We start from the raw sequence: 26,296 nt of genomic DNA, 5'->3' as shown, positions 1-26,296 counted from the left end.
CTTTATGGTAACCCGTCATTGTTCGCGAGGTTTCCCGGTTTTTGAATTTATCTGAAGCGCAACGGTTGACGCGATCAGCAGGCCGGCAATCGTGTCCGACAGCCAGTGAACATCGCCGTTGATGCCAAACACAGTTGCAGACGCGACCCAGACAAACCAGCCCCAGGCACATAGCGCCAACCAGCGATACGGCGTGGACCAGGCCAGAACCAATGCAACAGCACCATTTGTTGCGGTGTGGCCCGACGGCCAGCCTTCGATCAGGCTGGAAAATCCGCTTTCCAGAACGCCGAACCGAAAAACTTGTGACTTGGCCAGTGTGCCAATTGGATGAATGGCTTCCGGGTGAACCCGGGAGCTCACCCCTTTGAGAATCGAGACGATAATGAGCGTTGCCGAGAATGCTGTAAATGTCGTCTTCGCAAGCTTCGTTTCGCCCGTGAACACCAAAACAGCAGGCACGAGCAGTGGCATTACGAGGCCGGCAAGCATCGGAAATGCAGACCAAAACAGAGACGTGTTCGGTTCCTGCAGGCGCGCAAGATCATTGATGGCTGCATCAATGCCAAGCTGTGCGAGAAGGAAAGTCACACCGGCTGCAACAAGGCAGGTCAGATACACCCGCAAAGTCATGACTTCCCTTAAGACACCTCGCAGAATGTCGGTTGCCAAGCCAGCAGCTACAGTCATTTGAGTTTGATCATCGGTTGTTGGAGGCCGACAAGAGGCCTGTTTTCAGGGAAATAGAACCCGGTTCCATCGACGTGTTTTGCGCCCATGAACAGCATGTTCGGTGTGTCTTCGCGCACGTATAGAAGATCGTGGTCGACCACATGCTTGCTGCCTTCAACATATTTCAGAAGGACGCAGGGCTTTCCAAGAATGTCACGGCGTTCACCGACAACGAAAGCCCCAGTGCCGCAGGCGGCCTGAGGCAGTTGGTTCAGTTGGGCTGCCATCGGTGGCGCTAAAACGGTGAGTTCAAGTTTCCGGTCAATCACATAATCCTGAGACCAAGCGCCTTCGACCGCAGGATTTGCGTCATGCCAAACTAGACTTCCGGCGAAGTCGAATGCAATGGCTGGGCTTTTGCAGCCAGCGTCCGCGAAAACAGTAATAATGGCAGCAAACTTGCCGTCGGCATCAAAGGAAAACTCCCGTCTGAGATATGTGGAAGTTGGCGCAAGACCTGGGTCTTGCAGGTTCTGCTGCGGCCTTAACTCACAGGATATGGATGACCAGGTACCAATGATACGGCGTTTTAGACCATCCAGCGAAGTGTCGTTGGCAAATGCCGGTAAGGGTAGCCCGGACAGAATGGCCAGAAGGCAAAGGTTTCGGAAAGCCATGGTCATCTCCAAGATTTGACGATGACAACCGAGTATGAGCATAAGTGAGTTAGTGGCAACTAGTCATTATTTTGTGAGATAGTCATGATAATCATACCAATGACTCCAGATCCGCAATCCGGTTGTCCGGTGACCTATTGCCTGTCGAAGATCGGAGGCAAGTGGAAACCGGTCATTCTGTTCTGCATTTTCAATGGGATAAACAGGTTTGGCGCTATGCAGCGAGCAGTCCCGAATATCACCAAACAAATGCTGACCAAACAATTGCGAGAGCTGGAATCGGACGGAATGATTTCCCGAACCGTCTTTCCCGAAGTTCCGCCACGTGTCGACTATGCGCTGACGGACCTGGGCACATCGATCTTGCCGGTTGTTGAAGCAATGAAATCTTGGGGCGAAGCGAATGGTGCGAGCTGAATAGCGATACCTGGGCTCACCAATCGGCGTTGGCCGGTGGCGCAACCGCGACACCTCAAAAAGAAGCTGTCCGCAGTCTTGGAAAATCACAACCTGGCACCTGACTTACAGGAAAAGAAAACTCTGGATTTCCTGGCGGTTTTCTGCCATATACCGCCGCCATTGAGTACTAAGGCTCAATTCGTCCGAAAGGATCCTTTGCTGAACGACATCTCGGCTCTGGAGACATTCGGATCAGGCCGGTTTCCGGCAGTTCAACGTGTCCGGTCAACGGACCACCACTCTTTGAAAGGAAAGAGCGATGTCGATTACTGCAGAGCGCAAAGCTGAGCTCATGAAGGAATTCGCAACCAAAGAAGGCGACACCGGGTCTCCGGAGGTCCAGGTTGCAATCCTTACAGAACGGATCAACAACCTGACCGAACACTTCAAGGACCATGGCAAGGACAACCATTCCCGCCGCGGCCTTCTGAAGATGGTTGCGCAGCGCCGGTCTCTTCTGGACTACACGCGCGGCAAAAGCGAAGAGCGTTACAAGTCGCTCATCGAGCGTCTTGGCATTCGTCGCTAAGAAGACTGAATTCGGTAAACGCGGTGGGGTGAATTCCCGCCGCGTTTTTCTTTGGAGACACCTTCGGCAGGCACAGATGTACAAATTGCCGCTGGGAGATCCACCAATCGGCTCTTGAGCGTTTCCATTTGTTGATAAACGCTCTATAGAAGCCTCGTGACACGTCATGGGGCAGGATTGCCGGCTTCTTTCCACAAAAGTGGCGAAAGCAGCTCGTTGTCTTGCCCGTGGCCTGTCCACCGGTAACCGGCCCATCCGGGGCCGACCGGGAATGTGCCCGTTTCGCCGTGCTGTACCGAAAGCAGCCGGCAGCGGGCAAACTTGCAAGGACAGATGATGTTTGACATTCATCGTGTAGAAGTCGACTGGGGCGGACGTCCGCTCATTCTCGAAACGGGCAAGGTTGCCCGTCAGGCCGATGGCGCTGTCATGGCGACCTACGGTGAAACAAAGGTTCTGGCGACAGTCGTTTCCGCCAAGGAACCGAGGCCCGGTCAGGACTTTTTCCCACTTACGGTGAACTACCAGGAAAAGGCATTTGCCGCTGGTAAGATCCCGGGAGGCTTCTTCAAGCGTGAAGGCCGCCCATCTGAGCACGAAACTCTGACCTCACGCCTGATCGACCGGCCGATCCGGCCGCTGTTTGCTGATGGCTACAAGAACGACACGCAGGTCGTGATCACCGTTCTGTCCCACGATCTGGAAAATGCACCGGACATTCTGGCTATGGTTGCGTCTTCCGCAGCCCTCACCCTTTCCGGTGTTCCGTTCATGGGCCCGATCGGCGGCGCGCGTGTTGGCTACATCAACGGCGAATACGTGCTCAACCCACTGGTTGACGACATGCCGGAATCGTCTTTGGATCTTGTTGTCGCAGGCACCAACGACGCAGTTCTGATGGTTGAATCGGAAGCCAAGGAACTCGACGAAGACACCATGCTTGGTGCCGTGATGTTCGGTCACAAGGGTTTCCAGACCGTGATCGACGCCATCATCAAGCTGGCTGAAACCGCTGCCAAAGAACCGCGTGAGCTGGTCTTGCCGGACCATTCCGAGCTCCTCGCCAAAATCAAGTCTATGGTCGCCGGTGAAGTTGCCGAAGCTTACAAGATCACGTCCAAGACCGAACGCAAGAATGCGGTTGACGCTGCCAAAGCCAAGGTGGTTGAGGCACTGATCACCAATGCCGCTGAGGGCGAAGCCGTCGAATCCAACGTTCTGGGCGAACAGTTCAAGAAACTGGAAGCCGAAGTTGTCCGTGGAAACATTCTCGACACGGGTTCACGTATCGATGGTCGTGACCTGTCGACCGTCCGTGCAATTTCTTCTGAAGTCGGCATCCTGCCGCGCGCACACGGCTCGTCCCTCTTCACCCGCGGTGAAACGCAGGGCCTGGTGGTTGCCACCCTTGGCACCGGTGAAGACGAGCAGTTCATCGATCTGTTGGAAGGCACTGTGAAGTCTCACTTCATGCTGCACTACAACTTCCCGCCTTACTCCGTCGGCGAAACCGGCCGCATGGGCTCTCCGGGACGCCGCGAAATCGGCCACGGCAAGCTGGCCTGGCGGGCGATCAATCCGATGCTGCCTCAGCATCATGAGTTCCCGTACACCATTCGCATTGTCTCTGAGATCACCGAATCCAACGGTTCGTCGTCCATGGCAACCGTTTGCGGTACATCCCTTGCGATGATGGATGCAGGCGTGCCGCTCAAGTCACCTGTTGCGGGCATCGCAATGGGTCTGATCAAGGAAGGCGATCGCTTCGCTGTTCTGTCTGACATTCTCGGTGATGAAGATCACCTTGGCGACATGGACTTCAAGGTTGCCGGTTCCGAACAGGGCATCACTTCCCTGCAGATGGACATCAAGATCGACGGCATCACCGAAGAGATCATGAAAGTTGCCCTGGCGCAGGCCAAGGACGGTCGTATTCATATCCTTGGCGAGATGTCCAACGCCATCACGGAAGCCCGGTCAGAGCTCGGCGAGCACGCACCGCGCATTGAAGTGATGAAGATCCCGGTCGACAAGATCCGTGAAGTCATCGGTTCCGGCGGCAAGGTCATCCGTGAAATCGTTGAAAAGACCGGTGCGAAGGTCAACATCGAAGACGATGGCACCGTCAAGATTGCTTCTTCCGATGGCAAGGCCATCAAGGCAGCCGTCAACTGGATCAACTCCATAGCCGCTGAACCGGAAGTCGGTGTGATTTACGAAGGCACTGTCGTGAAATGCGTTGATTTCGGCGCATTTGTGAACTTCTTCGGCGCCAAAGACGGCCTGGTTCACATTTCCCAGCTTGCTCCGAGAAAAGTCGGCAAGGTCACCGATGTGGTCAAGGAAGGCGACAAGGTCTGGGTCAAGCTGATGGGCTTTGACGAGCGTGGCAAGGTTCGCCTGTCCATGAAAGTCGTTGACCAGGAGACCGGCAAGGAAATCGAGAAGAAAGAAGAAGCTGAATAAGCCTTCTTGAAAGCTTGAATAGTAGAAGCGGGGGCCGTTCGGCCCCCGTTTTTTGTCTGCCTGATGAATTTTTGCTCGGTGTGATCAACCGGCCTCGGCTGCGACCTGATCAGTCCCGTTCATATTGACGAGATATCCGTGAAAATCGACACCGACCATTGGCCGGGCGAAATGGTATCCCTGGATCAGCTGGCAACCGAATGACAGGATCAGATCACACTGTTCCAGCGTTTCAGCCCCCTCGCAGACCACGTTGATCCCAAGTGAACGCGCCATAGAAATGATGGCCTGGACAAGCGCCTGATCGTCCTGGTCCTGCTCTAGGTCCATAACGAAGGCGCGGTCCACCTTCAGCGTGTCTATCGGCAGGCGTTTCAGATAGCTGAGCGAGGAATAGCCGGTTCCGAAATCATCAAGGGATATCCTTATTCCCAGCGAGCTGATCGCGGTCAGGATCTCCACCGGGTTGGTTCGCTGATCGTCAAACATCACGCTTTCGGTTATTTCCAGACACAGATGTGCAGGATCCATGTCGGTGTCATGGAGTATGTCGCGAAGTCGGGTCAGGAAGTCCTCTTCACGGCATTGGCGTGGTGAGATGTTCACACTGATGCTTTCCAGCTTCATTCCATTGCGATTGCAGGACTGAAAGAAAGTGCAGGCTTCCCGGAGCACCCACTCGCCAAGGGGAACGATGAGACCGCATTCTTCGGCCACCTGAATGAACTCTGTCGGTGGAACGACGCCCAGCTTGTCGTCCGTCCAGCGTGCCAGCGCTTCACAGCCAACGACCTTGTTCGAGGCAAAGTCAACAATCGGTTGGTAATTGAGGTGCAGCTCGTCACTTTCAATTGCACGCCGCAATGACGCTTCCACAAGACCAGCACGAGCTGTCTGTTCATTCATCCGGGTGGCAAAGAACCTGTAACTGGTGCCGCTCTCTGCCTTTGCCTGGTGCATGCTGGTATCGGCCTGTAACAGCAGGACTTCGTCATCGTCACCGTCATTTGGCGCAAGCGTAATGCCAAGGCTGCCTGACAGCACGACGCGGGTGCCGTCTTCAAGTTCAATCGGGTCACTGATATCGGTCAGGATCTCCTTTGCAATCCTTTCGATTTCCCAGCGGTCCTCAGGGTCGGACAGGATAATGGCGAACTCGTCGCCGCCCATGCGCGCAACTGTCTGGTCCGGTCCCATTGTCTGTGTTAGCCGGGAGGCAACGCTTTCGATCACCCGGTCGCCCGCCTTCGGTCCATAGGTCTCATTGACCATCTTGAAGCGATCGATATCGAGGATCATCAATGCTGTCAGAACGCCGTCATGCCGGTTACGCTGCAAGCTTTGCCGCAACCGGTCCAGAAGAAGGCGTCGGTTGGGCAATCCGGTCAGAATGTCAAAATTGGCATTCTTGGTTGCCAGTTCTTCCTGACGTTTGCGCTCACTGATATCCGTGATCGTTACATAAAGGGCGTTCTCGCCGCGCCATTCTGTGAGACGAACGTGCTGTTCGAACCAGACTGTGTGCCCGTCTCTATGTTGCCCTTTGACATCATATACGCGTGGCGCGCCGCCGCTTCCACGCATCTTCAGATAACTGCGCAAGCGGTCATGTTCTTCAGGTGCATAAAACGTCAGAAGGGGTGTTCCCACCAGCTGTTCGGACGTGCCGGGCTCATACCCGAGCATCTTCAGGAGAGCGTCATTTACATATAGGACGCGCCGGTTGGAATGCACCAAAACGCCGTGCAGCGAACCGTCGATCATGTCCTTGAACTGGGCATCCCTGTTCCTGACTGTTTCAAAGGCCGTCTGGAACATTGCTGACAGTTTGTTGAACTCGGAAATCAGTCCGGCCTGAGGAGCGGAAACCAGGCGATCCTGACGCAAATTCATGGCATACCGCATCAGCCGGCCGAGGCCGGCGCTGGTTATCCTGTTGACCAGCAGCGCCGCACACAGCGCCAGCAAAAGGGTATAGACGAGAAACGGTAGGAACAGCTGGCTATAGGTTGCCTTGACATTCTTGAGCGTATCAATCGGCTGCTTGATAATGGCGGACAACATGTGTCCGTCAAGATCGGCGATTAGGGGCGCAATGACGAAAAGCTGATCATTTTCAAGTAGGTACTGAACGTCCTCTGATCCGGTGGTCACCCTGTGATGCAGTGTGTCGCTCATCAGCTCACCGATGCCGGCAACGATGTGATCGTCATGAGCGAATGAAATGTCATCGACCTGCAGGTTCTTGGCAAGCACACCTGGAAGCGAAAATGAACTGGTGACCGACGTGCCTCCAAAGACCCGGCCAAGAAGTTGCCCCGTATCCGGATCGATCACCAGGATCGACAAGGCAGCCGTAACTTCCATCGGGTCAGTATGGTGGTTGGAATAGGTGATCCAGATATCGGGAGGCATGGCCTGACGAACATCGAAAGGCAACTGATCCGTTAGGTCGATCAGGCCGAGGCTGCTTTTGACCCAACCATTTTCATCGGGAAGATCGATCAGCAACAGGTCGAGAACAGCGCTGGTCATGCTTTGCGATGCCTGTTCCACAATTGCCTTTGCCGCCGCTTCGTCCTTTTCAGCCAGTGCGTTTTGAAGCGCGGGGTCGCTTGCTACCATGCGAATGCGCCCTTCGAGTTGGTCCAAATGTTGGTTGAAAACAAGACGCGCCAGCGTCGCCTTCGACTTGGCGCTGCGCGCAACTTCGTATTCTGCGATCGACAGACTTCCCATATAGGTGACCCAGAACAGGGCTATCCCCGTGCCGACCAATCCGATGGCGAAAAGTGCCATGACAAGGCGACTGAATGGAAATGAAAACCGACCCTTCAATGCGGCTCTCCGCAGGCGTTGGGAGTGTGACCGAGAGTTTGCGCAACAAGAAGACCTGCCTGGTTGAGTGGGATCAGGCTGTCATGGCCAAAGGCGACATTTCCAGATCTGGAGCGCCCTCGAAGCCCCGGCGTCAATTTGGTCACATCATTCTTCATTGGTTCTCAGACCATCCGAATACACCATCATGAAATCTTTGATTGGATTTCACAATTGTAAGATTAAGCAATCGGAAGCATCACTGTAACCGCTCAAAGTTTATCTTACGTGAATTGAAGGAAAGATTTTAGTCAACAAAAATACGGGAATTAACTTAGTCTTGACTGTGAAGTTCAAGTTCTAATCCTAGTAATATTTACAAGGAATTATACGGAGCTGCACTGCCGTCAAGCGCCATATCAAGCGTTTGCCTCCCTGTGCGAAACTGCTATACCCCCTTCGAAAGTTGATTGAGGGGTTCGTAATGGCGCAGATGCGTTTGGTGGTCGTCGGAGCTGGTGGCCGAATGGGTCGGGCCTTGACACGCGCCATAACCGAAGCACCTGGTGCAATGGTGGTCGCGGCAGTCGAGCGGGAAGGCGCTGATTGTCTGGGAAAAGACGTCGGAGATCTTGCGGGTACCGAGACACTTGGTGTGCCCGTCACCGACGATCCGCTGACCGCTTTTGCCAAGGCGGACGGCGTTCTCGATTTTACCGCACCTCCAGCCAGTCTCTATTTTGCCGAACTGGCCGCTCAAGCCCGGATCGTCCACGTCATTGGCACGACCGGCTGGGCGGAGGGGCAGGACGAACCTCTTCGTGCCGCAGCGCGACATGCGCGCATAATCAAGAGCGGCAATATGAGCCTGGGCGTGAATTTGCTTGCCAGCTTGGTGCGCAAGGCCGCCGCTGCGCTGGATTCCGACTTCGATATTGAGGTCCTGGAAATGCACCATAAACACAAGGTTGATGCGCCGTCAGGGACGGCCCTGCTGCTTGGTCAGGCCGCTGCCGAAGGGCGTGGGCTCGATTTGGGAACCCATTCGGTGCGCACGCGAGACGGTATCATGGACCCAAGGCAAACGGGCAATATCGGCTTTGCCACCCTGAGAGGGGGATCGGTTATCGGCGAACACTCCGTGATTTTCGCCGGTGAAGGTGAAAGGATCGAACTGTCTCACAGAGCTGAAGACAGGCAGCTATTTGCGCGCGGTGCCGTGAAGGCAGCGCTATGGGGCTTTGATCAAAAGCCCGGATTTTATTCCATGGCCGACGTTCTCGGCCTGGACGACTAAAATTGAGATCGAAGCTTAAGGAGCACGGCATGGATCGCCTTCTTGTGCTTGTCCGTCACGGACAAAGCGAATGGAATTTGAAGAACCTGTTTACCGGCTGGAAGGACCCTGGCCTGACCGAACAGGGAGTTGCCGAAGCTCACAAGGCCGGACAGCAGCTCAAGGATTTGAAGCTGGAATTCGATCTCGCTTTCACCTCGGTTCTGTCGCGTGCGCAGAAAACGCTCGATATTATTCTGGATGAGCTCGGACAGACCGGTCTGGAAACGTTCAAAGACCAGGCGTTGAATGAACGGGACTATGGCGATCTGACAGGCATGAACAAAGATGAGGCCCGTCAGCAATTTGGTGAAGACCAGGTCCATATCTGGCGCCGCTCTTATGATGTACCGCCTCCTGGCGGCGAGAGCCTCAAGATGACGGCAGAGCGGGTGCTTCCATACTACAAGGCTGAAATTCTGCCGCGTGTGTTGGCTGGCAACCGGACAATTGTCGCTGCCCATGGAAACTCGCTCAGGTCCTTGATCATGGAGCTTGAAAACCTCAGTCCGGAAGAGATCCTGAAACGCGAGCTTGGAACCGGCACGCCGATCATTTATCGGCTCGATGAAAACGGCGGCGTTGTCAGCATGCAGGATCTTGCCGACTGACGCCTCGCTTTTCAGCAAAATGCCAAGACAGCAAAATTAGAGGGGCGATAGTGATCGCCCCTTTGTTTTTTCTAGACTTCGAAACCGCTTTGTGCCGCAAGGTTTTTCAACGGGCGTTCCGGGCGTGCGCCAACGTGACTGATGACACTCGCAGCGCATAGGCAGCCCAGCTCAGTCGCATCGGCGATCTTGTAGTCGCGTGCGAGGCCAAACAGGAAACCGGACGCAAAGAGATCACCGGCACCTGTCAGGTCCACAACGTTGGCAACGTCCTTCGCGTCAACTTTCACGGTTTCATCCCGGTCGAAAGCCATTGCGCCTTCGGAGCCGAGCGTCAGGGCTGTTAGTGCGCCGTTTTCCTTGGCGGCACTGATGGCCGTGTCCAGATCGCCGGTTTGGTAGAGCGCCTTGAGTTCGTGCTCGTTCGCAAACAGAAGATCGACAACACCGTCGGACAGAAGCGATTGAAATTCGTCACGGTAACGGTCAACGCAAAAGGAATCGGAAAGCGTCAAGGCGACCTTGCGATTGTTCAGATGCGCAACTTCAGCCGCTTTAAGGAACGCTTTCTTGGCCTCTTCTGGATCCCAGAGATAGCCTTCCATGTAAGTGACCGCAGCCGCGGCAACGACTTCTTCGTCCACATCGGCCGGGCTGAATTCGGTGCAAGCGCCAAGATAGGTGTTCATGGTGCGCTCACCATCGGGTGTGATCAGGATCATCGAGCGCGCAGTCGGCTTCCACTCCCGCAGGCGCGGTGTGTTGAAATAAACGCCTGTTCCGTTCATGTCGTGAGAGTAGCTGTCGCCCAGTTCGTCTTCTGCCACCTTGCCGAAATAGGCAGGACGTCCCCCAAGAGACGCAATACCGGCTGCCGTATTGCCGGCGCTGCCACCGGAAACCCTGACGGTTTGCCCCATCTTGTTGAAGAGACGCACTGCTTCTTCGGTATCGATCAGACGCATCGACCCCTTGATCAGGTTTTCCTGGAGAAGAAAATCTTCTTCAACATGTGCAAATACATCGCAAATGGCATTTCCGATGCACAGGGCATCAAATCTGGTTTCGGTCATATTGTCCTCTGATAGCGCCAGGGGTGACGTTAGGAATTTGGATTGGGTCTGAGGGCGCGGTTGGCCTCAGGTTCTTTGATCTTTTCCCGGAACGGGCTGGCGCGGTAGACCCCGAGCATGTTCAGCTCCGCGCAGAAGAAGGCCAGCTCCTCAAGGGCGAGGGCCACCGCCGGGTCTTCAGGGTGCCCTTCCACATCTGCGTAGAACATGGATGCAAAGAATTGGCCTTCGAGCTGATAGGATTCCAGCTTTGTCATGTTGACCCCGTTGGTCGCAAACCCTCCGAGCGCCTTATAAAGCGCAGCCGGTACGTTTCGAACACGGAAGATGAACGTGGTGATAACCGGTTGGCCGTTATGCGCGGCCTCCATCTTGTCACGGGAGAGGATAACAAACCGTGTCGTGTTATGCGCAGCGTCTTCAACGTTCTCGCGCAAGATGTCGAGATTGTAGATCTCGGCAGCCATTTCTGGCGCGAGTGCGCCGACGCTTGGGTCATTCAACTCAGAAATCTGCCGCGCCGAACCGGCCGTATCACCACCAACTACGGCGGTCAGACCGAGTTCCCGGATGACATTGCGGCACTGTCCAAGCGCATGAATGTGGCTTTGAACCTTCTTCAGATCTTCCACACGGGCACCCTTGGGCGCCATCAGTTGAAACCTGATCGGCATGAAATACTCGCCAATGATATTCAGATCGGATTTCGGCAGAAGGTGATGGATGTCTGCGACACGGCCAGCGACAGAGTTTTCGATCGGGATCATGGCAAGGTCCGCCGAACCATCCGCCATTGCGGAAAAGCAGTCCTCGAAGGTCGCGCAAGGGATAGCCTCGTAATCGGGATAAACGCTCCGGCAGGCCATGTGGGAGTTGGCGCCGGTTTCTCCCTGAAACACAATTCTTTTTCTATCTGACATGGGTAAAAAAGCCTGACTTTCTAGGATGTTCGGTAGGCCGCGCGTGCGCGCTCAAGATCTTCCGGGGTGTTCACGTCCATGGGTGCGCTGTCAATGACGGACACATCGATCCGCATGCCTGCCTCTAGTGCACGCAACTGCTCCAGCTTTTCGCGAAGCTCCAGCGGGGACGGCGAAAGGGCGACAAACTTTGCCAGGGCGGACCGCCGATAGGCATAAATTCCGATGTGGTGATAGTGCGGACCTTCGCCGCTTGGAGCAAGTGCTCGGGTGAAGTAAAGCGCCCGGTGATGCCCTTCACCGTTTGGGGTCGTGACAGCCTTGACGAAGTTCGGGTCGTCTCTGAAGTCCGGGTTCGTGAACTCCGTCATGATGGTTCCGATCTGGACGTCAGGAACGGTCAGCGGAGCAAAGGCTGCCCGAATCGCTTCGGGTGCAATCAGGGGCACATCGCCTTGAACATTGAGCACCACTTCAAATTTTTCGTCCGGATCAACCAGTCCGACAGCTTCATGAATGCGGTCCGAGCCGGACGCATGATCGACACGTGTCATCACTGCCTGCCCCCCATGGTCCTGGATGGCATCGAAAATGTCTTTGTCGTCACAAGCGACGGCGACTGGGCCGATATCCGCATTCTGGGCTTGCTCGAGAACACGCACAATCATTGGTTTTCCGCAAATGTCGGCAAGCGGTTTGCGCGGAAGGCGTGTTGCCGCAAGACGGGCGGGTATGATCACAAGAGCGGCAGTCAATCGGGTCTCCATTCGGTCGGACGGGCAGAAAAGGCACAAAAAAACCGTGCCGCGTCCGTTTGTCGTATCAGATGCCCTTTTAAAGCTATGGACAGCAAGGTCAAAAAATTTGTAGGTTCCGGCAAAATTCGAAAAGCTGATAGGGCTCGCAGTGACACTGCGGGCTCGGACGCGTATGAGCTTGGAGCCGAAGAGAATGGATTCCTTCACGCTGAACAAGATCGCCGGTGCGATCCTGATGGTCCTGATTTTGACAATGGGTGTTGGTATTGTCTCCGACATCATCTTCCACCCGACAATCCCCGGCAAACCGGGCTATGAGATTGTCGTGGCATCCGCGGAAGATTCCACTTCTGAAGTTCAGCCTGAGCCGGACGTTGTGCCGATTTCAGAGCTGCTACTCGCAGCCTCGGCCTCCGAAGGTGAGAAAGTCGCCAAGAAATGCGCCGCTTGCCACACGTTTGATGACGGCGGAGCCAACAAGGTCGGTCCGGCACTTTGGGATGTGGTCGGTCGCAAGCCTGGAGGCGTCGACGGTTTCGGATACTCTGCCGCCATGAACGAATACGGTGCGGCCAACGCCGAGTGGACATATGAAGGCCTTGAGTCCTTCCTGGCTTCCCCGAAGAAATACATCCCTGGTACGTCAATGGGTTTTGCCGGCCTTCGCAAGCCGGAAGAGCGGGCCAACATGATTGCTTACATGCGTGAGCTCTCTGCTTCGCCAAAGCCACTGCCGACAGAGTAAAACACCCGTCGTCGCACTGCTATCTGTTGAAAATTCTGGAAGAGCCGGGCCTGGAGCCCGGCTTTTTTGTTGGAACTGGGCGAAAAATTAACAAATCTGACGTTACGTTATATGCTACGCGGGCGAAGGTCGGGTGTGGGCCGCATGGGCATAAGTCTAACGAGAGATCTGCTGGGCAAAACAAATGGAGCGGTTGCCGCCTCCATCGTTGCTGTCGCGTGTTTCCTCGTCGGAATTGCCGTGACAGCGCATGTGGGCCAGCTCGTACGCAACGAACTCGTTTCCCAACACAAGCGCGAAGTGATCGCCAACTTGTCTGAAGTGCACGCTCGGCTTGAAGGTGAATTGAGCCGCACGGTCGCCTACGGCTTTGGATTGAGATCGGTGGTCTCCCAGGACACCGATGCACCATTCGACATGGCAGACTATCGTGAAATTGCGATTGACCTGATCGAGGAAAACCCGTCGATACGTTCCATCGGTCTTGCACCCAACAACATTCTGCGAGCCGTCTATCCATTTGAACCGAACCAGGCCGCCATTGGTCTCAACTACCGAATGAACACCGCCCAGTGGCCTGCGATACGCAAAGCCATGCTCACCCGGGAGGTTGTCATTGCCGGGCCGCTTGAGCTCGTTCAGGGCGGGCGGGCTCTTGTGATCCGTATTCCCGTTTTTCCGGCGTCTTTCCCGGGCCAGGCCACAAAGGACCGGCCCTACTGGGGTGTCGTGACGCTTGTCCTGGACGAAGCAGGTTTGATGGCGTCAGCCGGGATCAGGGAAAGCGTCGATGGACTTCGAATGGCGCTTCTCAACAAGAACGCCGTAAACAGCCAGTCTGCGGTGATATTTGGTTCTGCGGCGATTGAGAACCTCGATTTTGTATCTCTGCCACTTCATCTGCCGGGGGGACTGGATTGGGAGCTGATCGCCTATCCGGAGGCCGGTTGGTCCAATATGGGCAACAAGGTCTGGATCACCCAACTGGTCGGAAGTTTCCTGTCTCTGGTCTTTGCAGCAATGGCGTTTCTTCTGATCAGTGAGGTCTACAAGGTCCGGTCAATGGCATTGCATGACCCCTTGACCGGGTTGGCCAACAGGCGGCTCCTTGAAGACCGGATGATGCAGCTCGCCGCCATGTGCGAGCGCAGCGGTTCCGGTTTCGAGATTTTTTATGTCGATCTGGATGCCTTCAAGCCGATCAATGACAGTTACGGGCATTCGGTTGGTGACCGGCTGCTTGTGGAGGTGGGTCAACGGCTGCAGAACCAGGTTCGCAGGACTGATACGGTCGCACGCGTCGGCGGCGATGAGTTCATAGTCCTGACCCCTGGGAACATGCGCAGGCAGGAACGTAAGTCCTTTCTCACCAGACTGTCTGACCACGTGTCGCGCGCTTTTGAGTATTCGGGAGCACGGATTGACGTTAAGGCAAGCATTGGAACGGCAAGCTATCCAGGGGATGCAGCAACTGTCGAAGACCTACTAAGAGTTGCTGACGGTCGAATGTACGCTCAGAAGGCCAAAACTAAGCAAAATTCACAAGACGCTCCTAAGAAGGGAGTGATCCAGGCCGGTTAAATTTCTGTCATCTTGCCAACCAGCTGGTGACGTTTGGTCAGTGCGTCCCTACACTGTTTACATAAGGTCCGGTGATTTGGACCTGGGAAACAGGAAAGGGACGGAAAAGCCCATGGTGTTCAATTGGTGTTCTATCAGGCAGACCGCAGCAGGAATGGTGCTGGCGGGAGCCTTGTCTGCTACGGCATTAGGTACTGGTCCGGCACAGGCAGAAGAACCCGAATGGCAACATGCTGCTGCTTTGAACGGTACGCCGAAATATGGCCCGGATGCCCCTCATTTCGACTATGTAAATCCAGACGCGCCGATTGCAGGGACAGTTCGCCTGGCCAGCCGCGGTGGGTTCGATACCTTCAACATCCTGGCTCAAAAGGGCAATATTGGCCCTGGCGTCCTGATCATTTACGAAAGCCTGATGGAGCCGTCTCTCGACGAAGAGGACATCAGTGCACAGTATGGTGTTCTGGCAGACGCGGTCCGTTATCCTAAGGACTATTCCTGGGTCGAATACCGTCTCAATCCCGATGCCAAATGGCACGATGGCATGCCCGTGACACCGGAAGACGTCGTCTGGTCTTTTGAAAAGGCAATTGAGCTCGATCCACAGCGCAAGTTTTATTTCCAGAATGTCACGAACACGGAAATCGTAGATGACCGGGTCATCCGCTTCACTTTCGATTCATCTGGCAATCGTGAACTGCCGAAAATCATGGGCCAGCTCACCATTTTGCCAAAGCACTGGTGGGAGGGCACAGACAGCAAAGGCGAGCCGCGCGACATCTCCAGAGCAACGCTTGAACCGCCGCTGGGCTCTGGCCCCTACCGGATCAAGGATTTCACGGCCAACCGGCAGGTGAACTACGAACGGGTCGACGATTATTGGGGCAAGGATCTGCCCATTCGGGTCGGCACCTACAATTTCGACGAAATCCGCTACATCTCTTTTCTCGATGATGCAGTTCAGTTCGAAGCCTTCAAGGGCGATCAATACGACTATCATCTTGAGCGCAGCTCAAGCCAATGGGCAAAGCGCTACAATTTTCCTGCGATCGAAGATGGTCGTGTTGTCAGGGAAATCTTTCCCGACAGGTCTTCCGGCGTCATGCAGGGCTTTTTCCTGAACCAGCGCCGGGAAAAATTCCAGGACCCGGACGTGCGTCGAGCACTCAACTTTGCCTATGACTTCGAAACCACAAACGAGATCGTCTCGGCAAACCTCCTGAAACGCGTCAATTCCTATTTTGCAGGTACGGAGCTTGCTTCATCGGGGCTTCCCGAAGGCAAGGAGTTGGAGATCCTGGAAGAGGTGAGGGGCGAAGTTCCGCCGGAAGTATTCACTCAGGAATACACCAACCCTGTTGGCGGAAACCCGCAAAACGTCCGGGCGAACCTGCGCGAGGCTGTAAAACTTCTGCGCAAAGCGGGCTATGAACTGAAAGACCGCAAAATGGTCGACCCCGACACCGGTGAGCAGCTCAGCATCGAGTTCCTCTATCGGGACAAGGCCAGCGAGCGGACGCTGCTGCCTTATGCCAAGAACCTTGAGAGCATCGGCATCAATCCGATTTTGCGGCTCGTGGATACGTCCCAGTTCATCAACCGTGTACGTTCGCGCGATTTTGATACTGTCGTTTTGGCGATCGGTCAGTCGCTCTCGCCCGGAAACGAGCAACGAGAATACTGGGGAACCACATCTGCCGACAATCCGAGTTCGGCCAATTATGCGGGCATCAAGAACCCAGCAATCGACAAGCTGATCGACAAGGTTATCTTTGCAGAAGACCGTGAGACACTGGTGGCTGCTACGCACGCGCTGGATCGCGTGCTCTTGTGGAACCACTATGTGGTGCCGCAATTCTATTCCGATGAAACGCGAACCGCGCGCTGGAACCGCTTTGCACATCCGGAAAAGATGCCTGAGTTCAGCACCGGATTTCCAACGATCTGGTGGTACGATGAAGAGCTGGCAGCCAAGACGAAGGCGATCAAGTGATGAAGAAGTGTTTGTCTCCGACACGCCGTCAAATGCTTCAACTGTCCGGAGCGGCAATAGTTGCGGCTTCGACACCCCTTTCGGCAAAAATGGCTCTTGCGGCACCAAAGGGCCCAAGGCACGGCCTGTCGGTTTTCGGAGACTTGAAATATGGGCCGGATTTCACCCACTTTGAGTACGTCAACCCGGAGGCGCCGAAAGGGGGAGCCTTCTCGTTTCAGGCGCCCTATTGGTACTTCAATCAGAATGTACAGACCTACAACACGTTCAATTCATTCATCCTGAAGGGCGACGCGCCCCCTCGGATGGAGCTTTGTTTCGACACGCTTATGGTCCGAGCCTACGATGAGCCGGATGCTGTCTATGGGCTGGTAGCCGAAACAGTCGAAGTTTCTGAAGACGGCAACAGGTTCACATTCAATCTTCGGCCGGAGGCACGGTTCCATGACGGGTCCAAGCTGACTGCCGAGGATGTCGCGTTTTCCATAATGTTGCTGAAAGCCGACGGACATCCTCTGCTGAGCCAGCCGCTGGGCGTCCTCAAGGATGCAGAAGTGCTGGGCGAGCACCAAGTTGCGTTTCAATTTGATGGAACGCAGGCGCGGAGTTTCCCCCTCGCGGTAGCTGCCGACTATCCGATCTTCTCCAAACGCTACTACACCGCTTACGATTTCAAGCAGTCAACGCTGACACCTCCATTGTCATCCGGTCCTTACAAGGTCGGCAGGCATGCGGTCGGTCGATATGTCGAATATCACAAGGTTGAAAACTACTGGGCAAATGATCTTCCGGTCACAAAAGGTCAGCTCAACTTCTCAACCATCCGACTGGAATTCTTCCGGGAGCGACAAGTTGCTTTCGAAGCCTTCAAAAAAGGCGATGTTCTGTATCGAGAAGAATTTTCATCCAAGAATTGGGCAACGGAGTATAATTTCCCGGCTGTCGAGGATGGCCGTGTCGTGCGCCGTGACTTCCCGGATGGCCGTCCATCTGGTGCACAAGGGTGGTTCTTCAACACGCGCCGGGAAAAGTTCAAGGACCCGAGAGTTCGCGAGGCTCTGGGATATGCCTTTGATTTCGAGTGGTCCAACGAGAACCTCTTTTACGGGCTTTACAAACGTACCGAGTCGTTCTTTGAAAACTCGGACATGAAGGCTGAAGGCTTACCATCGGCAGCTGAACTGGAGTTGCTGGAGCCTTTCCGGGATCAAGTGCCGGAGACCGTGTTCGGTGAGCCGATAACTCCGCCGGTCAGCGATGGTTCAGGCTTTGACCGAAAGCTGTTGCGCCGTGCCAGCCAGTTGCTGAAGGAGGCAGGCTATGAGCGTGATGGTTCGCAGCTGATTGGGCCGGACGGCAAGCCGTTTGAAGTTGAATTCATCAACAACACGACAGCCTTCGAGAGGATCACGAATCCGTTGTTGAAGAACCTGGAACGGCTCGGCATCAAGGCCAACTTGCGCATTGTCGATCCGGCCCAGTACCAGGCCAGACTGAACGACTATGATTTTGACATTGCAAGCCGCCGGTATTCGCTTGCGCCAACTCTTTCCGACACTATCCGCGAACTGTGGGGATCAAAGGCAGCTGCAACGCCAGGAACCTACAACACCGCCGGTATCTCAAGTCCTGTTGTCGACGCCTTGATCGACAAGGCAATCGCGGCTCAGTCTCGCGAGGAAATGAACACTGCAGCCAGTGCTCTGGACCGTGTCTTGCGCTCGGGATTTTACTGGATTCCCCAGTGGTACAAGAATGTCCACAATGTCTCTCTATGGGATGTCTACGGCTTTCCGGAAGAAACGCCGCGTTATTTCTTCCCGGTTGAAGAACTCTGGTGGATAGATCAGGAAAAGGCGCAAAAACTCGGCAAAGGCGGGTAATCTTTCCGACAGTGACACCTCCGGCCCGCTTCAGAAGGCCAAAGATAAAGGGAATGCACGTAATCCATGGGCGCCTATATTCTCCGTCGATTGCTGCTCATGATACCGACGCTGGTCGGAATCATGGCCATAAACTTCGTGATAATCCAGTTCGCGCCGGGAGGCCCGGTTGAGCGTGTCATAGCGCAGCTTCAGGGGACCGATGTTTCGGCCACCTCACGGATTAGCGGCGGCGGCAGCGATATGCTCGGAGGGGGGAACGATTCCTCCGGTGGCAGCGGCGCTGCATCGGCTGACGCGGTCAGCTCCAAATATCGCGGCGCTCAAGGTCTTGATCCCGAATTCATTGCCGAGTTGGAAGCGCAATTCGGCTTTGACAAGCCGCCATTTGAGCGGTTCCTGAATATGCTCTGGAACTATGCGCGGTTCGATTTCGGCGAGAGCTACTTCAGGGACATTCGAATTATTGACCTGATTGCCGAGAAACTGCCCGTCTCGATTTCTCTCGGTCTCTGGATGACACTGATCTCCTACCTTGTGTCGATCCCGCTCGGCATCCGCAAGGCCGTGAGTGACGGATCTCGCTTCGACGTGTGGACGTCCGGTGTCGTGGTTGTCGCCTACGCCATCCCGGGGTTTCTCTTCGCTGTTCTCCTGATCGTGCTGTTCGCCGGCGGATCCTTCTGGGACATCTTCCCACTGAGAGGCCTGGTGTCGGACAATTGGGAATCTCTGTCCTGGCCAGCCCGGATTGCGGACTATTTCTGGCACTTGGCGTTACCACTCACAGCCATGGTGCTGTCTGCATTCGCAACAACGACGCTCCTGACCAAGAACTCCTTCCTGGACGAAATCCGTAAGCAATATGTCATCACTGCCAAGGCCAAGGGATTGAACGAAAGTCAGGTGCTTTACGGGCATGTGTTCCGCAACGCGATGCTGATCGTCGTTGCCGGTTTCCCAGGTGCATTCATCTCTTCATTCTTTGCCGGCTCTTTGCTGATTGAGACAATCTTCTCGCTCGATGGTTTGGGTCTGCTTGGATTTGAATCGGTGATCAACCGGGACTACGCCGTCGTCTTTGCAACACTCTATATCTTCTCGCTGATGGGACTTCTGGTGAACCTCATTTCCGATCTCACCTACACCTGGATCGATCCCCGGATCGATTTCGAAAGCAGGGAGGTCTGAGCCATGTCATCCGATCATAGCAACGACACAGGTGGCAGCTTCGATATCGGCGATTCCCGAAGCGAGGCAGTGGCCTACGAGCCGGCAATAGAAGCAGCTTTTGTCGAGACGGATCACGAACCGGTCACCGAACACAACGACACTGCGGACCTCGTTCCCTATACCGCTTCACGTATTTCGCCCATCAATCGCCGCCGTCTGCAGAATTTCAAGGCCAACCGAAGAGGCTTTTGGTCGCTTTGGATTTTCCTGGTGCTGTTTTCAATGGCGATGCTGGCGGAATTCCTGACCAATGAACGCCCCATTTTGGTGTCCTACAAGGGTGAACTGCTCGCACCTGTATTCGTGGATTATCCTGAGGAAAAATTCGGCGGTTTTCTGGCCGTAACAGACTACAGGGACCCCTTCATTCAGGACGAAATAGCATCCAATGGCTGGATGCTCTGGCCGCCCGTTCGCTATAATCATCGGTCTGTGAACCGTAACATTCCGGTTCCTGCCCCGGCGCCGCCGTCCTGGACCATGAACAAGGAAGAACGCTGCGCGCGCTACCCGATGGGAGCCGAGGATCCGAATTGCGTCATAGGCAACTGGAACTGGCTCGGCACCGATGATCAGGGCCGTGATGTGCTGGCCCGCATGGTCTATGGGTTCCGGATTTCCGTCCTCTTTGGCCTGGCCCTGACTCTCGCGTCTTCTGTCATCGGCATCGCTGCCGGCGCTGTTCAGGGCTATTATGGTGGCTGGGTTGATCTCGGTTTCCAGCGCTTTATCGAGATCTGGACCGCAATACCGACCCTTTACCTGATCCTGATCGTCTCTTCGTTCCTGGTGCCGGGGTTCTGGACTCTCTTTTTCATACTGCTCGCCTTCTCCTGGGTGGCGCTGGTCGGCGTTGTCAGGGCCGAATTCCTGCGAGGTCGAAATCTGGAGTTTGTGTCCGCGGCAAGAGCGCTCGGGGTGTCCAATCCAGTCATCATGTGGCGGCACCTGCTCCCGAATGCGATGGTGGCAACGCTCACATTCATGCCGTTTATCCTGAATGGCTCGATATCGACCCTTACGGCGTTGGACTTTCTCGGGTTCGGGCTGCCACCCGGATCGGCTTCGCTTGGTGAATTGTTGGCCCAAGGAAAGAACAATCTTCAGGCCCCATGGCTAGGCATAACCGGCTTTGTGGTGATTTCGCTCATGCTCAGCCTCCTGATCTTTATCGGCGAAGCCGTGCGCGATGCATTCGACCCGCGCAAGAGCCTGGGCTAGGGAGGAAATCACAATGACAAACGAAACCCTCCTTTCGGTCGAAGACCTGTCCGTTGCCTTCACGCAGGGCAAACGCCAGACGCTCGCCGTCGACCGGATCTCCTTTGATCTTAAAAAGGGTGAGACCGTTGCTTTGGTCGGCGAGAGCGGGTCCGGGAAATCTGTCTCCGCCCAATCGGTGCTGCGTCTGCTGCCCTATCCGACCGCATCGCATCCTTCCGGGAAAATCATGATGGAAGGCGTGGATCTGCTTCAGGCAAGCGAAGAAAAACTTCGCGAAGTGCGCGGCAACGGCGTCTCGATGATCTTTCAGGAACCGATGACGTCTCTCAATCCGCTTCATTCAGTGGAAAAGCAGGTCTCTGAAATCCTGAAAATTCACCGCGGCATGAGTGATGCAAAGGCGCGTGAACGTGTTCTTGAACTGTTGAACCAGGTCGGCATCAGAGAGCCGGAAAAACGCTTGAAATCCTATCCGCACCAGCTATCGGGCGGCCAGCGCCAGCGCGTCATGATCGCCATGGCGCTCGCCAACGAGCCGGATCTTCTGATTGCAGACGAGCCGACCACGGCGCTGGATGTGACGGTTCAGGCTCAGATCCTGGAACTTCTCAAGGATCTTCAAAAGAAGCAGGGCATGGCCATGCTTTTCATCACTCATGATCTGGGCATTGTGCGTAAGTTCGCCGATCGGGTCTGCGTGATGACCAAGGGCAAGATTGTCGAACAGGGGCCGGTTGCCGATATTTTCGACAAGCCGCAACACGACTATACGAAACACCTTCTGGCGGCCGAACCAAAAGGCGAACCTCCGGCAACCGACAAGGACAAGCCGATTGTGGTTCAGGCCGACAATCTGAAAGTCTGGTTTCCCGTCAAGCGCGGTCTGCTGCGAAAGACTGTAGATCACATCAAGGCCGTTGACGGTATCGACGTCACAGTACGCGAAGGACAGACCCTCGGGATTGTAGGCGAGAGCGGATCCGGCAAGACGACGCTCGGACTGGCGATCCTGCGCATGATATCTTCCACCGGCCGCATCGCGTTCAACGGCAATGAGATCCAGACCAACTCCTGGAAGGAAATGCGGCCCCTCCGGCGGGACATGCAGATCGTGTTTCAGGATCCCTTTGGCGCATTAAGTCCGCGCATGTCCGTTGCCGACATTGTAGGCGAGGGCCTTCTGGTTCATTTCCCGAACATTTCCCCCGAAGAGCGCGACCGAAAAGTGGCCAATGCTTTGGAAGAAGTTGGCCTTGATGCGTCCACGCGCCACCGTTATCCGCACGAGTTTTCCGGTGGTCAGCGGCAGCGGATTTCAATCGCCAGGGCCATGGTCCTGGAGCCCAAATTCGTGATGCTTGATGAACCGACATCGGCGTTGGACATGAGTGTGCAGGCACAGGTCGTCGATCTCCTGAGGGACCTGCAAAAAGCTCACGGTCTCGCTTACCTGTTCATTTCTCACGATTTGAAGGTCGTTCGTGCGCTCGCCAACGAAGTTGTCGTGATGCGCCAGGGAAAGGTTGTGGAATCCGGCCCGTCAGAGCAGATATTCGACGCTCCCCAAACCGACTACACAAAGGCGCTGATGGCTGCAGCCTTCCGCCTGGAGACGGCTCCGGAAGGCGTGGTTGGTGTTTGAACCAACAACGCCTTATATCCAGATCAGCGACAGGGTTTGATCGGGTCGTGCTGTTCAGCGCCTTGTTTTGTAGGCACGTTTCTCAAGTCATAGTCCGAAGCAAGGACAACGAACTCTGGCAGCTCAGACGTTTTCAGATAGGTTGAGATCAACATTTGCCCATTGTCTTCCGGATCGACTTTGCACCCGGCAACATCGATCATCAACGATCCGCTGATGGCCTTCCGTTTCGATTCCGGCATTGAAAGAAACTTGGCCTGCAGGGAGCGTAACTCGTCGATCTGGGCTCCGGGAATTCGAAAAATTGAAACCGTTTCATCGTGATTGCGATGGAACTGTGAAGCGGATTCCTCGGGCAGCGACGTTCTTGTCAGAAAGATCTCTTTCTGTTTCAAAACACGCCCGGACGATTTCTCGCGCATGACGACCTTCATGCGGGCTCCATTCGTCGGCACTTTCAGCCTCTGTGAATGTTGGACGGCGATCAGGAATTGCTCGGGATCGGTCTTGGCGGGATTGAACGCGTCAAGGTCCACGCCATGGGCAAGGCCGGTTTTACCCAGGGACACCAAAACGGCAAAAAACAGGGATTTCAGGCACGACGACAGGATCGCGCGCTGGAACATTAGTCCAAACATTCGAGGAACTCCACTTTGCTAATGGAGTTCATTAATTATCGTAAAACAATAAAAAATAAAAGCAAAAATTCATAACTCACTTTCGCGGCACTATGCGAGCCGCGCATGCAACTCAAAAGCACGCCGCCCTTCGAAAAGTCGGGTGAGCCATATCAGCTGATGGTCGGTAACTGGTTTTTGGGTCCTTAACCGACCCAGCACGTCGCAAAAAAACCGTTCTTTTCCTGGTCTTTGCCGATCGAACGCCGCGTCTTGAAGCCGATCAAACCATCGGCGCCACCGACATCATGCCCAAGGCCTTCCAGCCGTTGTTGCAGGTTCCGAACCGCGCCACGAGTGGTTTCTTTCATTGGCTTCCATGCGCCTGCAAACGCCTTGTTGCTGCCATAGCGGTCGGCAAGGTGTCCAACAAACAAAGCATAGGTATCGCTCTCGTTGTACTCTTTGATCACATAGAAATTCTCGGTCGCAATGAAGGCAGGTCCATACCGGCCTGCCGGCAGCAGAATGTTCCCGGGCTTGTTCAATTCATGATCGGGGAAAGGTCGCCCGCTGACACGTTTGACACCTTCTCGCACAAAGGCAGAAATTTTTTGCCGGTTGTCCGGCCCCTCGCGTGTGCAGGAGACGTTTTCAGGCAGGACGACTTCATAGCCCCAGTCACGGCCCTTTGCCCAACCATGTTCGGCAAGATAGTTCGCGATCGAAGCCATGGTGTCGACTTGTGATGTCCAGATATTGCGCTTGCCGTCACCGTCGAAATCGACGGCATATTTCAGATAGGACGAGGGCAGGAACTGCGGCTGGCCCATGGCTCCACCCCAGGAACTTTTCATCGCACGTCTTGAAATGTCGCCGTTCTGCAAGATCCTGAGTGCGGCGATTACCTCCCCTTTGAAAAACTCCGGGCGCTGACCCATAAAGGCCTGAGTGGCGACCACCCGAAGGGCATCGTGAGGAATTTTGGCCCCGCCATAACCCGATTCACGCGCCCAGATCGCCAGAATGATCCGCTTGGGAACGCCATATCGCGCCTCGATTCGCTGAAGTGCTGAGGCGTGTTTCTGCATAAGGCGGCGCCCGCCAGGCACAAGTGAATTGAATTGGCTGTCTCTGAAGTAACGCGAAGGCGTTCGAAACTCCGCCTGGAAATTGATTTTCGGAGGTGCGCCCTTGCCACCAGGGCCAACCAGGCCCGGAAGTGACGTATCCGGAGTGAGACCGGACAACTCCCTGTCGAGTGTCGCCTGTGAAACACCGGCTTTTCGGGCGGCCGGAATAATTTCGCTCTGCAGAAATTGCCGGAACTGGCTGTCATATTTGCCCGCTGTCGCCGGCAATGATTGACTGCCGAAAATCAGGAGGGCGGCGAACAAAAACGACAAGGGGCGGATCACAGGCAGGCTCCACGGTCTTAAATCAGCGCCGCAGCCTATCACGATCCGAGCCCGGGACCGACCGTCTTTAGAGTTCTGTCCAGCCCAAATGCCGCCCTTCTTGGGTGCTCAGCCAGTCTTTTTCGAAACGATACCAGCAACCGCCGCGTTTCTGGTCAAAGTGCCTTGAGATCGGCGTTGCCATCAAGTGGCACATCAACAGCGTTCCGACAGCGCCGTGACCGGTAAAAAGCACCGGCTGGTCATCCGGAATATGTCGCAGCGCGCTACGGACGCCGTTCACGATGCGATCCTGAGCGTCAATAGCTCTTTCCCATCCTCGAATTGACGCAGCAGGGTTGGCAAAAAAAGCATCCGCTGTCTCCTCAAATTCCTCGGGGGGAAGAAAGCCGGTGGCGCTGCGGTCGTTTTCGTGCAGAAACTGCAAGACACGGTGAAAAACATTCATGCGGCCCGAAAACACCTGCGCGGTTTCAACAGCCTTGACCTCGGCGCTGGAGATCACCTGTTTGATCTCTTTGGCAAAGGGCAAAAATGTCGCTTTGCCTGCCCGTTCACGGCCAATGTCGGACAGGCCCCATTCGGGAACGGGGACGTCGGGATCAATTTTCACTTCAGGATGGGTCAGGTAAACGCACCAGGTCATCAGATTACTCCATCGAGCCAGCCAATGATGAGCTCATAGGCGATCGAAATAGACGGCGGTATCTTGTGTTCTTCAGGGTGAGTGCCGGCGACCATTTGCCGGACTTCCTCACGGCTGCACCACTTGCAGGCTTCCAATTCGTCATCTTCAATTTCGATATCGAAAGTGGTCGCGGTGCCGACGCACCCGAGCATCAGGTTTGCCGGAAATGGCCAGGGTTGATTGGAGATCAGCTGGACCTCACCCACCACAATTCCTGATTCTTCCAGCGTTTCGCGCCGCACCGCCTGCTCGATGGTTTCCCCAGGCTCCATGAAACCCGCAAGGGTGGTGAAAATTCCTTCAGGAAGCCGTGCGGGCCGACCAAGCAGCGCACGATCACCATCGGTGATGAGCATGATCACGCAGGGATCGGTGCGCGGAAAATGCGGCGCACCGCAGGTTGGACAATCGCGCCGGTATCCGGCTTCTGCCATGATTGATTGTTCGCCGCAGCTGGAACAAAAGCGGTGTGTACGATGCCAGTGTATCAGTGCTCTTGCCTGTGCCAACGCGCCAAGATCTTCCGGTGACAGAAGGTTTTTCAGCGCCAGGTTCCTTAAGTCGATCGATTGCAAGCCCGGTCGCTCAGACAGATCTTCGTCAGAGTGTGGAATGGTGGTTGCAAACACGGCTTGGCCGTTTTCAGGTCTTAGCCCGAGAAACACCATTTCCCCGGTTTCGGCGCCCAGAGCAACAGCTTCGGCAAGGCTGTGGCCAATGGATTGGATGTCATCGCCCCTAAAGACAAGCGTCTTGTCCGTCGACAGGACGAACTGCGTATCCGGTCTTTGCAACAGCCCTTCAATATAAGCTTTGTCACCCCGTCTCGTGGATTGCCGGTCGAGTGTGTTGCCAAGAAAACTCATCTCCATCGGTTGGAGACCGGCAGCAGGCGCGCGCATCTAGTATTCCTTGAAAAGGTAAGGGCGGGTTGGTCGATGCCTGACACTAAGT

23 protein-coding genes are annotated in these 26,296 nt (G+C 55.1%); 13 read left to right on the top strand and 10 right to left on the bottom strand.

The features are described 5' to 3' along the window. Nucleotides 1-15: 15 nt before the first annotated feature. Together FIV00_RS29280 and FIV00_RS29275 are read right to left on the bottom strand one after the other, a co-directional pair. Nucleotides 16-690 carry a phosphatase PAP2 family protein gene (locus FIV00_RS29280; protein WP_152504006.1) on the bottom strand — a complete coding sequence of 225 codons (675 nt, stop codon included), beginning with the start codon at nt 688-690 and terminating at the stop codon, nt 16-18. Then, nucleotides 687-1,349 carry a hypothetical protein gene (locus tag FIV00_RS29275; RefSeq protein ID WP_173006207.1) on the bottom strand — a complete coding sequence of 221 codons (663 nt, stop codon included), beginning with the start codon at nt 1,347-1,349 and terminating at the stop codon, nt 687-689. The genes FIV00_RS29280 and FIV00_RS29275 overlap by 4 nt, the downstream gene beginning before the upstream one ends. 84 nt (nt 1,350-1,433) lie before the next feature. Here FIV00_RS29275 and FIV00_RS29270 point away from each other — a divergent pair, with 84 nt between their 5' ends. The 3 genes from FIV00_RS29270 to pnp all read left to right on the top strand — a co-directional run bounded on the left by FIV00_RS29270 (nt 1,434) and on the right by pnp (nt 4,803). Beyond that, the gene (locus FIV00_RS29270; protein ID WP_152504004.1) at nt 1,434-1,766 is read left to right on the top strand and encodes a helix-turn-helix domain-containing protein; all 333 of its coding nucleotides are present in this window, start codon (nt 1,434-1,436) and stop codon (nt 1,764-1,766) included. 301 nt (nt 1,767-2,067) lie between these two features. Next, on the top strand, nt 2,068-2,337 hold the full coding sequence (rpsO, locus tag FIV00_RS29265) for a 30S ribosomal protein S15 (RefSeq protein ID WP_152504003.1): 270 nt from the start codon (nt 2,068-2,070) through the stop codon (nt 2,335-2,337). 336 nt (nt 2,338-2,673) lie between these two features. Beyond that, nucleotides 2,674-4,803: a polyribonucleotide nucleotidyltransferase gene (gene pnp, locus FIV00_RS29260; RefSeq protein WP_152504515.1), complete on the top strand. Its 2,130-nt coding sequence runs from the start codon at nt 2,674-2,676 to the stop codon at nt 4,801-4,803. A gap of 84 nt (nt 4,804-4,887) precedes the next feature. On the opposite strand, the gene FIV00_RS29255 is transcribed toward pnp, so the two are convergent. After that, entirely contained in the window at nt 4,888-7,602 is a 2,715-nt protein-coding gene (locus tag FIV00_RS29255) for a bifunctional diguanylate cyclase/phosphodiesterase (protein ID WP_152504002.1), read from the bottom strand. 14 nt (nt 7,603-7,616) lie between these two features. Between FIV00_RS29255 and FIV00_RS29250 the strand changes: the two genes are divergently transcribed. From FIV00_RS29250 to FIV00_RS29240, 3 genes are all read left to right on the top strand, one after another. After that, the gene (locus FIV00_RS29250; RefSeq protein ID WP_152504001.1) at nt 7,617-7,832 is read left to right on the top strand and encodes a hypothetical protein; all 216 of its coding nucleotides are present in this window, start codon (nt 7,617-7,619) and stop codon (nt 7,830-7,832) included. 272 nt (nt 7,833-8,104) lie between these two features. Continuing rightward, a complete protein-coding gene (gene dapB / locus FIV00_RS29245) occupies nt 8,105-8,917 on the top strand; it encodes a 4-hydroxy-tetrahydrodipicolinate reductase (RefSeq protein ID WP_152504000.1) in 813 nt (270 codons plus the stop codon). Nucleotides 8,918-8,946: 29 nt separating this feature from the next. Then, nucleotides 8,947-9,567: a 2,3-bisphosphoglycerate-dependent phosphoglycerate mutase gene (locus FIV00_RS29240; protein ID WP_152503999.1), complete on the top strand. Its 621-nt coding sequence runs from the start codon at nt 8,947-8,949 to the stop codon at nt 9,565-9,567. Between the two features lie 71 nt (nt 9,568-9,638). Here FIV00_RS29240 and FIV00_RS29235 read toward each other — a convergent pair whose 3' ends face one another. Genes FIV00_RS29235 through FIV00_RS29225 form a run of 3 tightly spaced genes read right to left on the bottom strand, consistent with a single transcriptional unit; the run spans nt 9,639 to nt 12,327 of the window. After that, the gene (locus tag FIV00_RS29235; protein ID WP_152503998.1) at nt 9,639-10,640 is read right to left on the bottom strand and encodes an adenosine kinase; all 1,002 of its coding nucleotides are present in this window, start codon (nt 10,638-10,640) and stop codon (nt 9,639-9,641) included. Between the two features lie 29 nt (nt 10,641-10,669). Further along, complete coding sequence (locus FIV00_RS29230) at nt 10,670-11,560, bottom strand: prephenate dehydratase (protein ID WP_152503997.1); 891 nt, start codon at nt 11,558-11,560, stop codon at nt 10,670-10,672. Nucleotides 11,561-11,580: 20 nt separating this feature from the next. Further along, the gene (locus FIV00_RS29225; protein WP_152503996.1) at nt 11,581-12,327 is read right to left on the bottom strand and encodes a 3-deoxy-manno-octulosonate cytidylyltransferase; all 747 of its coding nucleotides are present in this window, start codon (nt 12,325-12,327) and stop codon (nt 11,581-11,583) included. Between the two features lie 184 nt (nt 12,328-12,511). Here FIV00_RS29225 and FIV00_RS29220 point away from each other — a divergent pair, with 184 nt between their 5' ends. From FIV00_RS29220 to FIV00_RS29190, 7 genes are all read left to right on the top strand, one after another. After that, a complete protein-coding gene (locus FIV00_RS29220) occupies nt 12,512-13,063 on the top strand; it encodes a cytochrome c family protein (protein WP_152503995.1) in 552 nt (183 codons plus the stop codon). A gap of 144 nt (nt 13,064-13,207) precedes the next feature. After that, on the top strand, nt 13,208-14,644 hold the full coding sequence (locus tag FIV00_RS29215; RefSeq protein WP_152503994.1) for a diguanylate cyclase: 1,437 nt from the start codon (nt 13,208-13,210) through the stop codon (nt 14,642-14,644). A gap of 112 nt (nt 14,645-14,756) precedes the next feature. Beyond that, nucleotides 14,757-16,637 (top strand): extracellular solute-binding protein, encoded by a 1,881-nt coding sequence (locus FIV00_RS29210; protein ID WP_152503993.1) that lies wholly within the window; start codon nt 14,757-14,759, stop codon nt 16,635-16,637. Then, nucleotides 16,637-18,520: an extracellular solute-binding protein gene (locus tag FIV00_RS29205; protein ID WP_152503992.1), complete on the top strand. Its 1,884-nt coding sequence runs from the start codon at nt 16,637-16,639 to the stop codon at nt 18,518-18,520. Before FIV00_RS29210 ends, FIV00_RS29205 begins: the two co-directional genes overlap by 1 nt. 66 nt (nt 18,521-18,586) lie before the next feature. Then, a complete protein-coding gene (locus FIV00_RS29200; protein ID WP_152503991.1) occupies nt 18,587-19,711 on the top strand; it encodes a microcin C ABC transporter permease YejB in 1,125 nt (374 codons plus the stop codon). Nucleotides 19,712-19,714: 3 nt separating this feature from the next. Next, complete coding sequence (locus FIV00_RS29195; protein ID WP_209006749.1) at nt 19,715-20,974, top strand: ABC transporter permease; 1,260 nt, start codon at nt 19,715-19,717, stop codon at nt 20,972-20,974. A gap of 13 nt (nt 20,975-20,987) precedes the next feature. After that, on the top strand, nt 20,988-22,619 hold the full coding sequence (locus FIV00_RS29190) for an ABC transporter ATP-binding protein (RefSeq protein WP_152503990.1): 1,632 nt from the start codon (nt 20,988-20,990) through the stop codon (nt 22,617-22,619). Nucleotides 22,620-22,642: 23 nt separating this feature from the next. Here FIV00_RS29190 and FIV00_RS29185 read toward each other — a convergent pair whose 3' ends face one another. The 4 genes from FIV00_RS29185 to nudC all read right to left on the bottom strand — a co-directional run bounded on the left by FIV00_RS29185 (nt 22,643) and on the right by nudC (nt 26,244). Further along, entirely contained in the window at nt 22,643-23,257 is a 615-nt protein-coding gene (locus FIV00_RS29185; protein ID WP_152503989.1) for a hypothetical protein, read from the bottom strand. Between the two features lie 185 nt (nt 23,258-23,442). Further along, on the bottom strand, nt 23,443-24,651 hold the full coding sequence (locus FIV00_RS29180; protein WP_209007118.1) for a lytic murein transglycosylase: 1,209 nt from the start codon (nt 24,649-24,651) through the stop codon (nt 23,443-23,445). A gap of 70 nt (nt 24,652-24,721) precedes the next feature. Continuing rightward, entirely contained in the window at nt 24,722-25,300 is a 579-nt protein-coding gene (locus tag FIV00_RS29175; RefSeq protein WP_152503987.1) for a histidine phosphatase family protein, read from the bottom strand. Continuing rightward, nucleotides 25,300-26,244 carry an NAD(+) diphosphatase gene (gene nudC / locus FIV00_RS29170; RefSeq protein ID WP_152503986.1) on the bottom strand — a complete coding sequence of 315 codons (945 nt, stop codon included), beginning with the start codon at nt 26,242-26,244 and terminating at the stop codon, nt 25,300-25,302. Before nudC ends, FIV00_RS29175 begins: the two co-directional genes overlap by 1 nt. Nucleotides 26,245-26,296 lie beyond the last annotated feature (52 nt).

This window comes from Labrenzia sp. THAF82, from assembly GCF_009363435.1.
GTDB lineage: Bacteria > Pseudomonadota > Alphaproteobacteria > Rhizobiales > Stappiaceae > Roseibium > Roseibium porphyridii.
This window is presented reverse-complemented; position numbering and strand designations above follow the sequence as displayed.

Bases quoted from the DNA above. Each gene is read 5' to 3' on its own strand.
- pnp (WP_152504515.1), top strand. From the start codon at position 2,674: ATGTTTGACATTCATCGTGTAGAAGTCGACTGGGGCGGACGTCCGCTC.
- FIV00_RS29220 (WP_152503995.1), top strand. From the start codon at position 12,512: ATGGATTCCTTCACGCTGAACAAGATCGCCGGTGCGATCCTGATGGTC.
- FIV00_RS29255 (WP_152504002.1), bottom strand. From the start codon at position 7,602: ATGGCACTTTTCGCCATCGGATTGGTCGGCACGGGGATAGCCCTGTTC.
- FIV00_RS29280 (WP_152504006.1), bottom strand. From the start codon at position 690: ATGACTGTAGCTGCTGGCTTGGCAACCGACATTCTGCGAGGTGTCTTA.
- dapB (WP_152504000.1), top strand. From the start codon at position 8,105: ATGGCGCAGATGCGTTTGGTGGTCGTCGGAGCTGGTGGCCGAATGGGT.
- nudC (WP_152503986.1), bottom strand. From the start codon at position 26,244: ATGCGCGCGCCTGCTGCCGGTCTCCAACCGATGGAGATGAGTTTTCTT.
- FIV00_RS29235 (WP_152503998.1), bottom strand. From the start codon at position 10,640: ATGACCGAAACCAGATTTGATGCCCTGTGCATCGGAAATGCCATTTGC.
- FIV00_RS29270 (WP_152504004.1), top strand. From the start codon at position 1,434: ATGATAATCATACCAATGACTCCAGATCCGCAATCCGGTTGTCCGGTG.
- FIV00_RS29225 (WP_152503996.1), bottom strand. From the start codon at position 12,327: ATGGAGACCCGATTGACTGCCGCTCTTGTGATCATACCCGCCCGTCTT.
- FIV00_RS29230 (WP_152503997.1), bottom strand. From the start codon at position 11,560: ATGTCAGATAGAAAAAGAATTGTGTTTCAGGGAGAAACCGGCGCCAAC.
- FIV00_RS29190 (WP_152503990.1), top strand. From the start codon at position 20,988: ATGACAAACGAAACCCTCCTTTCGGTCGAAGACCTGTCCGTTGCCTTC.
- FIV00_RS29275 (WP_173006207.1), bottom strand. From the start codon at position 1,349: ATGGCTTTCCGAAACCTTTGCCTTCTGGCCATTCTGTCCGGGCTACCC.
- rpsO (WP_152504003.1), top strand. From the start codon at position 2,068: ATGTCGATTACTGCAGAGCGCAAAGCTGAGCTCATGAAGGAATTCGCA.
- FIV00_RS29215 (WP_152503994.1), top strand. From the start codon at position 13,208: ATGGGCATAAGTCTAACGAGAGATCTGCTGGGCAAAACAAATGGAGCG.
- FIV00_RS29200 (WP_152503991.1), top strand. From the start codon at position 18,587: ATGGGCGCCTATATTCTCCGTCGATTGCTGCTCATGATACCGACGCTG.
- FIV00_RS29250 (WP_152504001.1), top strand. From the start codon at position 7,617: ATGGAAATGAAAACCGACCCTTCAATGCGGCTCTCCGCAGGCGTTGGG.
- FIV00_RS29240 (WP_152503999.1), top strand. From the start codon at position 8,947: ATGGATCGCCTTCTTGTGCTTGTCCGTCACGGACAAAGCGAATGGAAT.
- FIV00_RS29185 (WP_152503989.1), bottom strand. From the start codon at position 23,257: ATGTTTGGACTAATGTTCCAGCGCGCGATCCTGTCGTCGTGCCTGAAA.
- FIV00_RS29175 (WP_152503987.1), bottom strand. From the start codon at position 25,300: ATGACCTGGTGCGTTTACCTGACCCATCCTGAAGTGAAAATTGATCCC.
- FIV00_RS29205 (WP_152503992.1), top strand. From the start codon at position 16,637: ATGAAGAAGTGTTTGTCTCCGACACGCCGTCAAATGCTTCAACTGTCC.
- FIV00_RS29195 (WP_209006749.1), top strand. From the start codon at position 19,715: ATGTCATCCGATCATAGCAACGACACAGGTGGCAGCTTCGATATCGGC.
- FIV00_RS29210 (WP_152503993.1), top strand. From the start codon at position 14,757: ATGGTGTTCAATTGGTGTTCTATCAGGCAGACCGCAGCAGGAATGGTG.